This is a genomic window from Pseudomonas salicis (assembly GCF_057128705.1).
The window spans coordinates 110,038-124,267 of sequence record NZ_JBSKHU010000007.1 but is presented as its reverse complement, the minus strand read 5'-3'; the positions used below and the strand labels follow the sequence as shown (position 1 = coordinate 124,267).

Here is a 14,230-nt window from a genome sequence, read left to right as displayed (position 1 = left end):
GCATTTTCCGATGAAAACCCAACACGGGGCACTGGCATGCAAATTGCTCCCTTGTGAGGCAGGTTGCCTTGGCCGACTATCGCGCCCGGCATCACCCATATTTAGGGGCTAACAACTACCCGGCCCTAATCCACCCCGGAGGACAACATGTCGAAGTCGGTTCAACTCATCAAAGATCATGACGTTAAATGGATTGATCTGCGCTTCACTGACACCAAAGGCAAGCAGCAGCACGTCACCATGCCAGCGCGTGACGCACTGGATGATGACTTCTTCGAAGTCGGCAAGATGTTCGACGGTTCCTCCATCGAAGGCTGGAAAGGCATCGAAGCTTCCGACATGATCCTGCTGCCAGACGACGAAACCGCCGTCCTGGACCCGTTCACCGAAGAGCCGACCCTGATCCTGGTTTGCGACATCATCGAACCTTCGACCATGCAAGGCTACGATCGCGACCCGCGCGCCATCGCTCACCGCGCTGAGGAATACCTGAAGTCCACCGGTATCGGTGACACTGTATTCGTCGGTCCAGAGCCAGAATTCTTCATCTTTGATTCGGTCAAGTTCAAGTCCGACATCTCCGGCTCCATGTTCAAAATCTTCTCCGAACAAGGTTCGTGGATGACCGACCAGGACGTAGAAGGCGGCAACAAAGGCCACCGTCCAGGCGTCAAAGGCGGCTACTTCCCAGTGCCACCGGTCGACCACGACCACGAAATCCGTACCGCAATGTGCAACGCTCTGGAAGAAATGGGCCAGATCGTTGAAGTGCACCACCACGAAGTGGCCACTGCGGGTCAGAACGAAATCGGCGTGAAATTCAACACGCTGGTTAAAAAGGCTGACGAAGTCCAGACCCTGAAATACGTTGTCCACAACGTTGCTGACGCCTACGGCCGCACCGCGACCTTCATGCCGAAGCCTCTGTACGGCGACAACGGTTCGGGCATGCACGTCCACATGTCCATCGCCAAAGATGGCAAGAACACCTTCGCAGGCGAAGGCTATGCCGGCCTGTCCGAAACAGCGCTGTTCTTCATCGGCGGTATCATCAAGCACGGTAAGGCCCTGAACGGCTTCACCAACCCGGCGACCAACTCGTACAAGCGTCTGGTCCCAGGCTTCGAAGCGCCAGTCATGCTGGCCTACTCGGCCCGTAACCGCTCCGCTTCGATCCGTATTCCTTACGTCTCCAGCCCACGTGGCCGTCGTATCGAAGCACGTTTCCCGGACCCGGCAGCCAACCCGTACCTGGCCTTCGCAGCTTTGCTGATGGCCGGTCTGGACGGTATCCAGAACAAGATTCACCCTGGCGACGCAGCTGACAAAAACCTGTATGACCTGCCACCTGAAGAGGCTGCAGAGATCCCACAAGTGTGCGGCAGCCTGAAAGAAGCCCTGGAAGAGCTGGACAAAGGTCGTGCGTTCCTGACCAAAGGCGGCGTATTCAGCGATGACTTCATCGACGCGTACATCCACCTGAAATCGGAAGAAGAAATCAAAGTACGCACTTTCGTACACCCACTGGAATACGACCTGTACTACAGCGTCTGATCCCGGAGGGTCGCGACAGCGGCTTGAAAAAAGAGGCCTCCTTCGGGAGGTCTTTTTTGTGCCTGCGTTTTTAGCGTCGCTACCGATCATCTCCGATGTTCAAGCCAATCACGACGCTGTGACGGGTGCCGAAGGAACCGTACATTCGGCCGCAGTGTTGTCATTGGAGCACGCCATCCACGCTCGCCAGGCTTGAGGAAACCGGTCGAATGCCGCGAGCCACAGCTTGAGATGAGGCGCCAACCAGCCCACCATCTCGATGCACACGTGGTAAGCGCTCAACATCGAGGGTTGCAGCCAAAGAAGCGCATCATGGTGCGCCGCCCGGTTGCGAAGATTTCGGGCAACGGTCAACGCTCTGGAAACCTCATTTCTCCGCCTGAGATGCTTGGGACACCGAGGAAATGCCAGGCGAAGCGCTTTCCACAGCTCCGTCTCATGCCTGGCGTTGAAGAGCGACGTCCAAAACCCGAAACTCAGTTCCGAAACCAGCCGATCAGGCGTGATGACGTGCGACTTGGATGCGATCTTGCGCTTTGCGGCGCCGATGACTTTCTGATCATCCACGTTGAATGTGCCGACGCTTTCCCACCAGTCTGGCCGTCCGTATTTGGATGTCAGCTGGCGATGGATGGCGTTGCGCAATGCCATCTCCAAGACATGCAGACACGGCATGATCGACTCAGCAAGCAGCAGATTGTGCATGTACGCAGAGGAAGCTTCCGCGCCAAGAGGATTGAGCGAGTACCGCGCAAAGCGCGGTTTCGAAAAAGCATCCTCAAGGACAGCCACTAAAGGTTGCTGACTCAAATTTGATTAACCCCGCTGAAGCTCATATATTTGTCGACGCAGCCCTAGGCATGTTCCTCTCCCAGAAGACCACTTGGTCATGCTGGTGATGACGCTAGGTACGTATCCATGGCCCCGCTCAGCGGGGCCATCTTATTTTTGGCGGCAGCGTTTTTCCCGCTGCGATTGCAAGCTCATGTTTCGCCAATTGAAACCGCGGGAGACAGATTGGCCTTCCTCGCATCACGCCCCATACAGCTCCGCACGTAACACAATAATTGCAGCAGTCGGTGGTATCCCGGTATCGCGTTTCCCTCCATTTATTCCGGACAATCCTCGACCCGATAAGCGTCGACGACGCTCCACTATGGAAGGAATCAAAAATGATCAAGACGCTGGCAATCACCCTAATGGCAGGCCTCATGGCAGGCTGCGCCAGTTCGACATCCGATACAGCTGCACCTCGAGAGTTGCAGTCCTTGATCGAAGTCGTCACCCAACGCCTCAACATCGCCAACGACGTAGCCCTGAGCAAGTTCTACAGCGGCAAGCCAGTGCAGGACTCTGAGCGTGAGCGCCAGGTGATCGCCAATGCCGAGTCCCAGGCTGCCACCTATCGCCTCGACACAGGCGATGTCCGCGCATTCATGAAAGCGCAAATCGAAGCGAACAAGGTCGTGCAGTACGGGCGGATTGCGCAGTGGCAGGAAACCGGGCGGGCACCGGCGCAACCGGCGGCCAGTCAGATGGCGGGAATCCGGACGCAACTGGATGCGCTGCAACCGCAGATGATGAAAAACCTGGCTGCATTCGTGCCGCGTCGAAACGACAGCGCCTGCTCAAGCTGGCTGCTCGCCGAGATTCAGCGCCAGACCACCGATCCCGTCATGCTCAAGGCACTGGAACAGGCGACTGACGGGTTGTGCAAGGCACAGCCGAAAACCTGACGGATTAACGTTTCGACACACTCAGCGGGTGACACTGCCCTTCGGGTTTTGCTCTATGCTGGCGCCTGTGCCCGGCAGCCTCGTCTGCGCTGCGCCAGTTGTCGTTCTCCTGATCGTGGTAACGGAGTTTTCATGCGTCAAAGCCTTGCCCTTGTGCTGCTGTTGTTGGCACTGCCCGCAGCTGCCCAGATCTACAAATACACCGACGCCAACGGCAATACGGCTTTCACCAACCAGCCGCCCGACGGGGCGAAGGTCCAGACGGTGGACCTGCCTCCGTTGAACAGAGTCGGGACCACCGCACCACCCGCGAGCTCATCACCCGTCCAGAATCAGGCGCAGCCGGTCAGCGCGTCTTACCAGACGCTGCAACTGACCGATCTGCCAAACGACGAAGCCTTGCGGGCCAATAACGGCTCGTTTCTGGTCGGTGTGATGATTCAGCCACGTCTGCAAGCCGGGCATCAGTTGCAATTGCTGGTGGACGGCAGACCTTACGGCGCACCGACCAACGTGCCGCGGATTCAGGTCACCGACCTGGACCGGGGCGAACACAGCCTGTCCGTTCAGGTGCTGCAAGGCGCCCAGGTCATTCAGCAGAGCCAGACCATTAACTTGACCGTGCAGCGAGTTCATGTCGGCAAACCCTAAACACGTCTGGCTGCATTGGGCGCTGATCTGTGTGCTGATGCTCATCGGCCACTCTGCCGTCGCCGAGGTTTATACCTACATTGATGCAGAGGGGAATCGGGTCTTCACCGATCAGCCGCACAAGAATGCGAAAAAGGTCGATATTGCCCCGAGCAACCAGATCAGGTCAGCCCCTAAAAAGCCCAGCCAAGCCTCCAGCGCCAAGCCCAAACCGGGACCGTTATTTCACTACCAGTTGCTGCGCATTCTCGCGCCGGAGCCGGACAGCACGATTCGCGACATCCAGGGCAACCTGATCGTGACGGTCACCAACGATCCTGAACTGCAACCCGGCCACGTCTACCGGCTGCTGCTCGACGGAAAGGTTTATGGCGATGCGGGGCGCAGCCCGGTGTTTCCGTTGACCAACATTGATCGCGGAACGCACCAGCTGTCGATCGAGATCGTGGATCAGTATGGTCGCGTGGCCGAACGCACGCCCAACCAGCCGTTTCACATGATGCGGATTTCACTCGCACAGAAGCGCCTCGCCAATCCTTGCAAGAACGAGGAGTACGGCGTGCGCCCAGAATGTCCGATCAAGGACAAGCCACCTGAAGAGAGCAGCATCCTGCCTTTTTTCTAACGCCTCCCTAAAGCGGCTAAGCTCCATAATGGTGCACAACCTGAACAGGCGCTCCGATTAAAACCCCATTTTGGTTCACGATTCGCAAGCCGCTGCTCAATCTGCGCGCCTGCCGTCCAAAAAACGACCGAAACACTCCATTCGACGCTTCTTTTCGGAGCTTGGTTTGGTTTTTGCATTTTCCACACAATCAGCAGGAATTTTAGCGCCATCCGCCGTCTTCCACCGCTGGCGAAGACCAATCAGCGCCTGCACGTCTGGGCCTATTCCCTTGTGCAATGAGCCAAAAGAGGTCAACGAGATTCATGACAATCAGCGACACGTTGCACCGACTGTTACTCGACAACCTGACCACTGCCACGATTTTGCTCAACTCGGACTTGCGTCTGGAGTACATGAACCCGGCTGCCGAAATGCTGCTGGCGATCAGTGGCCAGCGTAGTCACGGGCAGTTCATCAGTGAGTTGTTCACCGAGTCCGCCGAGGCTCTGAGTTCACTGCGCCAAGCGGTGGAACAGGCGCACCCGTTCACCAAGCGTGAAGCCATGCTGACTGCGCTGACCGGCCAAACGCTGACCGTCGATTACGCCGTGACGCCGATTTTGTCGCAAGGCGAGACCATGCTGCTGCTTGAGGTTCACCCCCGTGATCGCCTGTTGCGCATCACCAAGGAAGAGGCCCAGCTATCCAAGCAGGAAACCACCAAAATGCTGGTGCGTGGCTTGGCGCATGAAATAAAGAACCCCCTCGGTGGAATTCGTGGGGCCGCGCAGTTGTTGGCGCGTGAGCTGCCGGAAGAGAGCCTTAAGGACTACACCAACGTCATCATCGAAGAAGCCGACCGCCTGCGTAATCTGGTCGACCGGATGCTGGGCTCGAACAAGCTGCCGTCACTGGCGATGACCAACGTCCACGAAGTGCTGGAGCGTGTGTGCAGCCTGGTCGAGGCCGAAAGCCAGGGTTGCATCACGTTGGTGCGCGACTATGACCCAAGTATCCCTGACGTGTTGATCGACCGGGATCAAATGGTCCAGGCGGTGCTTAATATTGTGCGCAACGCGATGCAGGCCATCAGCGGGCAGAACGAACTGCGCTTGGGTCGGATCAGCCTGCGCACCCGTGCGATGCGTCAATTCACCATCGGCCATGTGCGCCATCGGCTGGTGAGCAAGATTGAAATCATCGATAACGGTCCCGGCATTCCCCCGGAACTTCAGGAAACGATTTTCTACCCCATGGTCAGTGGCCGTCCGGACGGTACCGGGCTGGGCCTTGCCATCACCCAGAACATCATCAGTCAGCACCAGGGGCTGATCGAGTGTGACAGCCATCCTGGCCACACCACTTTCTCGATCTTCCTGCCGCTGGAACAAGGAGCAGCTTCGACATGAGCCGTAGTGAAACTGTCTGGATCGTCGACGACGACCGTTCCATCCGCTGGGTACTGGAAAAGGCCTTGCAGCAAGAAGGCATGACCACGCAGAGCTTCGACAGCGCCGATGGCGTGATGAGTCGTCTTGCGCGCCAACAGCCGGACGTGATCATTTCCGACATCCGCATGCCCGGCGCCAGCGGGCTGGACCTGTTGGCGCGGATTCGCGAACAGCACCCGCGCCTGCCGGTCATCATCATGACCGCGCATTCGGACCTGGACAGTGCCGTGGCCTCGTATCAAGGCGGCGCCTTCGAATACCTGCCCAAGCCTTTCGACGTCGATGAAGCGGTTTCGCTGGTCAAGCGCGCCAATCAGCACGCTCAGGAACAACAGGGCATGGACGTTGCGCCAACCCTGACCCGCACCCCGGAAATCATCGGCGAAGCCCCGGCGATGCAGGAAGTGTTTCGCGCCATCGGGCGTTTGAGCCATTCCAACATCACGGTGTTAATCAACGGCGAATCGGGGACCGGTAAAGAACTGGTAGCTCACGCCTTGCATCGCCACAGCCCGCGTTCGGCCTCGCCGTTCATCGCGCTGAACATGGCGGCGATCCCGAAAGACCTGATGGAATCCGAGCTGTTCGGTCACGAGAAAGGCGCTTTCACCGGCGCTGCGAACCTGCGTCGCGGACGTTTCGAACAGGCTGACGGCGGCACGCTGTTCCTCGACGAAATCGGCGACATGCCCGCCGACACCCAGACCCGCCTGTTGCGCGTACTGGCCGATGGCGAGTTCTACCGCGTGGGCGGCCACGTGCCGGTCAAGGTGGACGTGCGCATCATCGCGGCGACTCACCAGAATCTGGAAACGCTGGTTCAGGCCGGGAAATTCCGTGAGGACCTGTTCCACCGTCTGAACGTGATTCGCATCCACATTCCGCGCATGTCCGACCGTCGCGAGGACATTCCGACCCTGGCCAGGCACTTCCTGAGCCGCGCCGCGCAGGAGCTGGCGGTCGAGCCGAAGCTGTTGAAGGCCGAGACCGAGGAATACCTCAAGCACCTGCCATGGCCGGGCAATGTGCGTCAGCTGGAAAACACCTGCCGCTGGATCACAGTCATGGCCTCGGGCCGTGAAGTGCACATCAGCGATCTGCCGCCGGAGCTGCTGAGCCTGCCGCAAGACGCCGCCCCTGTGACCAACTGGGAACAAGCGCTGCGTCAATGGGCCGATCAAGCGCTGGCACGCGGACAGTCCAGCCTGCTGGACAGCGCCGTGCCGACGTTCGAACGCATCATGATCGAAACCGCCCTCAAGCACACCGCAGGCCGTCGTCGCGACGCTGCTGTATTGCTGGGCTGGGGCCGCAATACCTTGACCCGCAAGATCAAGGAATTGGGAATGAAGATCGATGGTGGGGATGATGATGAGGGGGATGAGGGTTAAGCCCTGCCCTCATCATCGGGAACACCTTGCCATTGTAGGAGTGAGCTTGCTCGCGATCTGTCAGTCGCCTTCGAGGTGACTGAGCCAACGCATCGCGAGCAAGCTCACTCCTACAGGGTCCGCATTTCAAATCAAGCGGATCTGTGCGTTATTCAGCCGACGACGGCTTTTCCCACAGGTTGATCCCGCCTTCCACCGCGAACCGGTCGATTTCGGCGAGTTCTTCCTGGCTGAACACCAGGTTGTCCAGCGCGCCGACGTTCTCGATGATCTGCTCCGGACGGCTCGCGCCAATCAGCGCGGAGGTCACGCGAGGGTCGCGCAAGGTCCACGCCAGCGCCATTTGCGCCAGGCTTTGGCCGCGACGTTTGGCGATCTCATTCAACGCACGGACGTGTTCGATGTTCTTCTCGGACAGGTGCGACGCCTGCAACGAACCACCGCCTGGGCGATTGACCCGCGCATCCTTCGGAATACCGTTCAGGTATTTGTCCGACAGCAGCCCCTGGGCCAGTGCTGTAAAGGCGATGACGCCCGAACCCAGCTCGTCTGTCGTGTCCAGCAGGTCCTTTTCCACCCAACGGTTGAGCAGGTTGTAGGCCGGTTGGTGAATCAGCAGCGGCACTTTCCACTCTTTCAGCAAACCCGCAATTTCTCGGGTCTTGGCGCCCGAGTAAGACGAAATCCCGATGTACAGCGCCTTGCCTTGCTGAACCGCCGTGGCCAGCGCACCGGCAGTCTCTTCCAGTGGGGTGTCAGGGTCGAAGCGGTGCGAATAAAAGATATCCACATAATCGAGGCCCATGCGCTGCAGGCTCTGGTCGAGGCTGGCCAGCACGTATTTTCGCGAACCGCCGCCCTGGCCATAAGGGCCTGGCCACATGTCCCAACCGGCTTTGGTGGAGATAATCAGCTCGTCGCGGTATGGCTTGAAGTCTTCGCGCAGCAAACGACCGAAGTTGACCTCGGCGCTGCCGTAGGGCGGGCCGTAGTTGTTCGCCAGGTCAAAGTGGTTGATGCCCAGATCGAACGCAGTGCGCAGCATGGCGCGCTGGGTTTCCATCGGCGTGCTGTCGCCAAAGTTGTGCCAGAGGCCCATGGACAGCGCTGGGAGCACCAGGCCGCTGCGGCCCACGCGGCGATACGGAACGCGCTCGTAGCGATTTTCGGCAGCAATGTAAGTCATGCAGTCCTCTCTTCTTTTTGAATGGCAGGGAGCGATAAGAAGTGTCGATGGATACGTCATAGCAGAAGCGATAAAGCGAGTATATTCAGCCCTCGTGACGCTCGAAAAATGCTTTATTCCTCTCGCTGACATCGGTTTCTGATATGGATATGCGTCAACTCAATGCGTTCATCGCCGTGTTCGAAGAGCGCAACATTACCTCGGCGGCGCAGCGTCTGTTCACCAGCCAGCCTACGCTGTCGGTCACCATTCGCCAGCTCGAAGACGCGCTGGGGACGACGCTGTTTCAACGTCTGCCACGGGGCGTCGAGGTCACCGACGATGCGCGCACGCTTTACCCGCAGGCCCGTCGGTTGCTGGCGGAAGCCCAGGCGCTGAGCAATCAGTTTCGCCAGCGCAATGATCGGCTGACGCTGGAAATGGGCGTCGAAAGCGAGATCGCTGCCAGCCATCTTGAGGCGTTTTTGGCGATAGCCTATCGCGTCGTGCCCAACCTGCTCCTTACCTTGCACGATGGGTGCAGCGGCGATGCGCGGTTGTCGGTGGAAGAGGATTGTTGCGAGGACGAACTGTTCTTGCCGCTGTGGGAAGAGCCTTTCGTGCTAGCCCTTTCAGCGAGCCACCCATTGGCAGATCGGCCTCATCTGGATGAAGCCGACCTCGCCAACGTGCAATGGATCACCTGCCCTTCTCACCCTTCCCACCAGCGATTAATGGAGTTGTACAACCGCAGTTCGGGTTCAGTGGTGGCGACCGCAGGTTCGATGACGCTGGCATTGCGTTTGGTGGCGGCTGGGGCGGGGTTGGCGATGTTGCCGGAGTCGATGGTGAGTCACCACGCGGGAGTCATTTCCCGTCCAGCGCGCATGCCCAGCCTGATTCGTCGGGTGGGCTTGTGCTACGCGGCGCAGGCACTGGATGTGCCAGCGCTGCGGTTGTTGCACGGGCATTTGCAGGGTGCTGCTACTCTGGACGCCGCTGTCGCTCCGTAAGAAACGGAGCTCACCTGTGGGAGCGAATTCATTCGCGAAAGATGCATCAGGCGACACAGGTGTATCGACTATACGATTGCATCGCGAATGAATTCGCTCCCACAGAACTCATCAGGCGGACTTCGGGCTACCGCACCAAATGCAAAAACTGCATGTGCCGTTCGTACTGGTCGAGGATGTCGTTGATCACCTGCTCCTTGGTGTAGCCCACCAGGTCGTAATCCTGACTGCCCTCGCTCAAATGCACTTCGGCGCGGTAGTAGCGGCGGTTGTTGAGCTGTTTCGATCCCATCCCCGCCCGGGCGAACGATGGCGTGAAATAGCCACGCATCGTCACCTGATAAATAAAAGGCCGTTCCTCACCATGGCCGATTTCCAGGCCGACAGTGTGATTCGCTGGATCGGGCTGAGTGATCACGCTCAGCCCCTTCTCGGCGAATACCTCCGTCACGTCCTGAATCGCCGGGCGCACGGTCTGGTCGAGGAACCGGTACACCTCGTCACGAGACGGAAAGTGCACGGCCTGACTCAAACGCTGGCGCCAGCCTCCACGCCTTGCACCCGACACAGGCGCCAGCGAATACAGCTGAGCGATCTGCCGTTGCGACTCCAGATGAAATGCCTTGTGCAGCCCCCACATCATGGTCAGCAAAATCAACGAGAACGGCAGCGAGGTCAGCACCACCGCCGATTTCAACGCATCGATGCTGCCCGAGAACAAGAGCCCGCTGGTGATCAGCGCTGTCATCACGCCCCAGAACACCCGCAGCCATTTCGGGCCGTCTTCGTCGGGACTGCCGCCTTTTGCAGACAGCGTCGACAACACGACCGTGCCCGAATCCGCCGAAGTGACGAAGAACACGAAGCTGATGAACACCGTGACGGCGATGACGGTTTTGCTCCACGGGTAGTTGTGCAGCATCAGGTAGAGGGTCATGGACGGGTCGTCGATGGCCGACTGTCCCAGCGCGGTCATGCCGTGGTTGAGCACTTGGTCGATGGCGCTGTTGCCGAAGATCGACATCCACGCGAGGGTGAACCCTAGCGGAATCAACAACACGCCAAAGACGAATTCGCGGATCGTGCGCCCCCTTGAAATGCGGGCGATGAACAGACCGACGAACGGCGACCACGCGATCCACCAGGCCCAATAGAACACGGTCCAGCCGCCGAGCCAGTTGTTGGGCGCGTCGTAGGCGTACACGTCGAAGCTTTTGGTGGGCAGCGCGCCGAGGTAGTCGCCGATGTTCTGCACCAGCGTATTGAGCAAATGCTGAGTCGGCCCCGCAAACAGCACTAACAGCAACAACGCGCAGGCGAGCAACATGTTGATGTCGGACATGACCCGCACGCCTTTGTCGACACCCGCCACCGCCACGAGAATCGCCGCGCCCATCATCAGCGTGATCAACCCGACCTGAATCCAGTGGGTATGGGCCACGCCGAACAGATAGTCCAGCCCCGAATTCAGGTGCAGCACGCCGAAGCCCATGTCGGCGCCGAGGCCGAAGACCGTGGCGATGATGCCGAAACCGTCCACCGCGTAGCCGATAGGGCCGTTAATGCGTTTGCCGATCAACGGGTACAGCGCCGAGCGCAGGGCCAGCGGCAGGTTGTGGCGATAGGCGAAATAGGCGAGCGCCATGCCGACAAAGGCGAAAACGCCCCAGCCATGCAGGCCCCAATGCAGAAACAGCAGCTGCATGGCCTGACGGGCCGATTCTGTAGTCCCGCCCTCGCCTTGTGGCGGTTGGAGCATGTGGGTCAAGGGTTCGGAGACGCAGAAAAAGAAGAGCGTGATGCTGATCCCCGCTGCGAACAACATGCCTGCCCAGGACAGGTAGCTGAACTCGGGTTCGTCGTGATCGGCGCCGAGTTTGATCTTGCCGTAGCCGGACAGCGCCGTGATCACCACGAACAGCAAATACAGGGTCATGGCCAGCATGTAATACCAGCCAACGGTATTGGCGGCCCAGTTCTGCGCGGCCAGGAGCCACTGGCCGGACGCCTCGGGGAAGCTGATGACAACCAGTCCAAAGATCAGAATGAAACTGGCGGCGAAGTAGAAAACGGGGGCGTTCATGCGCGCCGGCGCGTTGCTTTGCGCGCTCGGGACACTCATGCGAATACCGCCGTGAGCGGGGTGAAAACGTTCATCTGAAGCGGATACGGCAAGGGTAGGCCTCCTGTTGCAAGCGGGCAGCGAACCACCGGTTTAACTTGATTGAACGTTCAATTAAAACATGGATAGGGGTGAAAGGACCAATTGCAGGGACCGACAGGCACACATCAACCCCGCTTAAATGCTGACCTGCAGGAGTGAGCTTGCTCGCGATCGCGGTGGGTCAGGCCCCATTAAGGTGACCATTCTGACGCCATCGCGAGCAAGCTCACTCCTACAGGGGCCGGGGATGATTACTTCTGCGTCCCGTCGTCGTGTTGCAGGCTCGCCTGATTCACGTTGCTGTCAGGCGCCACGCTGCGGGTGAGCCAGACGTTGCCGCCGATGGTCGAACCTTTGCCGATGGTGATACGGCCCAGAATGGTCGCACCCGCGTAAATCACCACGTCGTCTTCGACAATCGGATGCCGCGCATGACCTTTCTGCAGATGGCCATCTTCGTCCGCCGGGAAGCGCTTGGCCCCCAATGTGACGGCCTGATAGATGCGCACGCGCTCGCCGATGATGGCCGTCTCACCAATGACCACGCCCGTGCCGTGATCGATGAAAAAACTCAGGCCGATCTGTGCGCCAGGGTGGATATCGATGCCCGTAGCCGAATGCGCCAACTCGGAACTGATCCGCGCCAGTAACGGCAAACCATTGTTATAGAGGTGGTGCGCCAGACGATGATGGATCACCGCCAGAATGCCCGGATAGCACAGCAGCACTTCATCGACGCTGCGCGCCGCCGGGTCGCCCTGATAGGCCGCGAGCACATCGGTATCGAGCACGCGCCGAATGTTGGGCAAGGCACTGGCGAAATCCTGAATCAGGCGCTCGGCATGCACGTCAGCGCAACTGGCATCTTCGCCTCGCTGGCGGGCGACGTAGCGCAATTCAAGACGAGCTTGATCCAGCAGCGAGTTGAGTGCCACGTCCAGGGTGTGGCCGACGTAAAAGTCTTCGCTCTCTTCGCGCAGGTCCACCGGCCCCAGGCGCATCGGAAACAGTGCGCCGCTCAACGCTTCAAGAATGTCGCGCATGGCCTCGCGGGAAGGCAGTTCGCGGCCGCCCTTCTCTCCGCTGACACGGCCATTGCGGGTGCGCCAGTCGTCACGCGCGGCGCGCAGCTCACCCACGATCCGCTGCAACTGCCAGTGGCCGGTCAACCCCTCCGCGCAGTCTTTCGGAGACAGTTCGGGAATAGTGCTCACGCAGATTTCTCCTCAGTTCAACGGCTCGTCAGGCTGGACATGGCCGAAAGTGAAACCACTCTACGGCGAGCGTTGCCGCAAAAAAATAACAATTTTCGTGAGGTTTTCATCCGCCGAGCGCAGGAAAGCATCAGGTTGCCCTGTGGGAAACGTCTGCCTATAGTCCAGCGACTCACTCGCGGATACCTCGACACGACCATGATCAAACAACAGCTCGACCGTTTTAATCGCCTGGACCTGCTGGGTGCTCCAACGCCGCTGGAGAAGCTGGAACGCCTGTCGGCCTGGGCCGGTCGCGACATTTACGTGAAGCGCGACGACATCACACCGCTCGCCATGGGCGGTAACAAGCTGCGCAAGCTCGAATACCTCGCCGCCGACGCGTTGGCCCAAGGCGCTGACACCCTGATCACGGCGGGTGCCATCCAGTCGAACCACGTGCGCCAGACCGCCGCGCTGGCCGCCAAGCTAGGGCTGGGTTGCATCGCGCTGTTGGAAAATCCGATTGGCACCGAAGACAGCAATTACCTCGGCAACGGCAACCGTCTGCTGCTGGACCTGTTCGACGCCAAGGTCGAGTTGGTAGAAATCCTGGACAACGCGGACGAGCTTCTTCAGGCCTTGGCCGCTCGCCTCAGCAACAGCGGCAAAAAGCCGTATCTCGTGCCGATTGGCGGTTCCAGTCCGGTGGGTGCGCTGGGTTATGTGCGGGCGGGCTTTGAACTGGCGGAACAGATCCATCAGACGGGACTGGAATTCGCCGCCGTTGTGCTGGCTTCTGGGAGTGCAGGCACCCACAGCGGCCTTGGTCTGGCGTTGGCAGAGGCCTTGCCGGATTTGCCGGTGATCGGCGTGACGGTTTCCCGCCCTGAGGAAACCCAGGCGCCGAAGGTACAAGGACTGGCCGAACGCACCGTCGAGCTGCTGGGCGAGGCACTGCCCTCAGCGTTCAAGGTCAACCTGTGGGATGAATACTACGGTCCGCGTTATGGCGAACCGAACGCTGGCACCCTCGCAGCGATCCGGTTGGTTGCCAGTCAGGAAGGGCTGCTGCTGGACCCGGTGTACACCGGCAAGGCAATGGCCGGCTTGCTGGACGGCATCGGTCGGCAGCGTCTGGACGACGGCCCGGTCATCTTCCTGCACACCGGCGGTGGACCTGCCTTGTTTGCGTATCCAGGTGTTTTTTCGGGGCAGTGAACGTTACGCTTGGCGCTGGCTTCTGCCAAAGGCGTAGGAGCCGGCTTGCTGGCGAAAGCGTCAGGTCTGTCACCCTCCATGCGC

12 protein-coding genes are annotated in these 14,230 nt (G+C 59.5%); 8 read left to right on the top strand and 4 right to left on the bottom strand.

Features of this window, described 5'->3' with window-relative positions:
• Positions 1-147: 147 nt before the first annotated feature.
• Entirely contained in the window at positions 148-1,554 is a 1,407-nt protein-coding gene (gene glnA, locus ACWKWE_RS24475) for a glutamate--ammonia ligase (RefSeq protein WP_166595800.1), read from the top strand.
• 108 nt (positions 1,555-1,662) lie between these two features.
• On the opposite strand, the gene ACWKWE_RS24470 is transcribed toward glnA, so the two are convergent.
• Positions 1,663-2,364 carry a hypothetical protein gene (locus tag ACWKWE_RS24470; protein WP_483851963.1) on the bottom strand — a complete coding sequence of 234 codons (702 nt, stop codon included), beginning with the start codon at positions 2,362-2,364 and terminating at the stop codon, positions 1,663-1,665.
• 362 nt (positions 2,365-2,726) lie between these two features.
• Here ACWKWE_RS24470 and ACWKWE_RS24465 point away from each other — a divergent pair, with 362 nt between their 5' ends.
• From ACWKWE_RS24465 to ntrC, 5 genes are all read left to right on the top strand, one after another.
• Positions 2,727-3,290: a chorismate mutase gene (locus ACWKWE_RS24465; RefSeq protein WP_483851962.1), complete on the top strand. Its 564-nt coding sequence runs from the start codon at positions 2,727-2,729 to the stop codon at positions 3,288-3,290.
• 132 nt (positions 3,291-3,422) lie between these two features.
• Entirely contained in the window at positions 3,423-3,941 is a 519-nt protein-coding gene (locus ACWKWE_RS24460) for a DUF4124 domain-containing protein (RefSeq protein ID WP_166595802.1), read from the top strand.
• A gap of 10 nt (positions 3,942-3,951) precedes the next feature.
• Complete coding sequence (locus tag ACWKWE_RS24455) at positions 3,952-4,566, top strand: DUF4124 domain-containing protein (protein WP_166595897.1); 615 nt, start codon at positions 3,952-3,954, stop codon at positions 4,564-4,566.
• A gap of 305 nt (positions 4,567-4,871) precedes the next feature.
• Positions 4,872-5,957 carry a nitrogen regulation protein NR(II) gene (gene glnL, locus ACWKWE_RS24450; RefSeq protein WP_062385603.1) on the top strand — a complete coding sequence of 362 codons (1,086 nt, stop codon included), beginning with the start codon at positions 4,872-4,874 and terminating at the stop codon, positions 5,955-5,957.
• On the top strand, positions 5,954-7,390 hold the full coding sequence (gene ntrC / locus ACWKWE_RS24445; RefSeq protein ID WP_166595803.1) for a nitrogen regulation protein NR(I): 1,437 nt from the start codon (positions 5,954-5,956) through the stop codon (positions 7,388-7,390). Before glnL ends, ntrC begins: the two co-directional genes overlap by 4 nt.
• Before the next feature lie 148 nt (positions 7,391-7,538).
• Here the strand turns inward: ntrC and mgrA are convergent, their stop codons facing one another.
• Positions 7,539-8,576, bottom strand: a complete 1,038-nt coding sequence (gene mgrA / locus ACWKWE_RS24440; protein ID WP_483851961.1) for an L-glyceraldehyde 3-phosphate reductase — start codon at positions 8,574-8,576, stop codon at positions 7,539-7,541.
• Between the two features lie 143 nt (positions 8,577-8,719).
• Here mgrA and ACWKWE_RS24435 point away from each other — a divergent pair, with 143 nt between their 5' ends.
• Complete coding sequence (locus ACWKWE_RS24435) at positions 8,720-9,568, top strand: LysR family transcriptional regulator (protein ID WP_483851960.1); 849 nt, start codon at positions 8,720-8,722, stop codon at positions 9,566-9,568.
• A gap of 127 nt (positions 9,569-9,695) precedes the next feature.
• On the opposite strand, the gene betT is transcribed toward ACWKWE_RS24435, so the two are convergent.
• On the bottom strand, positions 9,696-11,690 hold the full coding sequence (gene betT, locus ACWKWE_RS24430; RefSeq protein ID WP_483851959.1) for a choline transporter BetT: 1,995 nt from the start codon (positions 11,688-11,690) through the stop codon (positions 9,696-9,698).
• Between the two features lie 293 nt (positions 11,691-11,983).
• A complete protein-coding gene (gene epsC / locus ACWKWE_RS24425) occupies positions 11,984-12,946 on the bottom strand; it encodes a serine O-acetyltransferase EpsC (protein WP_483851958.1) in 963 nt (320 codons plus the stop codon).
• A gap of 198 nt (positions 12,947-13,144) precedes the next feature.
• Between epsC and ACWKWE_RS24420 the strand changes: the two genes are divergently transcribed.
• Positions 13,145-14,146: a D-cysteine desulfhydrase gene (locus tag ACWKWE_RS24420; RefSeq protein ID WP_483851957.1), complete on the top strand. Its 1,002-nt coding sequence runs from the start codon at positions 13,145-13,147 to the stop codon at positions 14,144-14,146.
• The last annotated feature ends 84 nt before the right edge of the window (positions 14,147-14,230 follow it).

Bases quoted from the DNA above. Each gene is read 5' to 3' on its own strand.
- glnA (WP_166595800.1), top strand. From the start codon at position 148: ATGTCGAAGTCGGTTCAACTCATCAAAGATCATGACGTTAAATGGATT.
- ACWKWE_RS24465 (WP_483851962.1), top strand. From the start codon at position 2,727: ATGATCAAGACGCTGGCAATCACCCTAATGGCAGGCCTCATGGCAGGC.
- ACWKWE_RS24460 (WP_166595802.1), top strand. From the start codon at position 3,423: ATGCGTCAAAGCCTTGCCCTTGTGCTGCTGTTGTTGGCACTGCCCGCA.
- glnL (WP_062385603.1), top strand. From the start codon at position 4,872: ATGACAATCAGCGACACGTTGCACCGACTGTTACTCGACAACCTGACC.
- ntrC (WP_166595803.1), top strand. From the start codon at position 5,954: ATGAGCCGTAGTGAAACTGTCTGGATCGTCGACGACGACCGTTCCATC.
- mgrA (WP_483851961.1), bottom strand. From the start codon at position 8,576: ATGACTTACATTGCTGCCGAAAATCGCTACGAGCGCGTTCCGTATCGC.
- ACWKWE_RS24435 (WP_483851960.1), top strand. From the start codon at position 8,720: ATGGATATGCGTCAACTCAATGCGTTCATCGCCGTGTTCGAAGAGCGC.
- betT (WP_483851959.1), bottom strand. From the start codon at position 11,690: ATGAGTGTCCCGAGCGCGCAAAGCAACGCGCCGGCGCGCATGAACGCC.
- ACWKWE_RS24420 (WP_483851957.1), top strand. From the start codon at position 13,145: ATGATCAAACAACAGCTCGACCGTTTTAATCGCCTGGACCTGCTGGGT.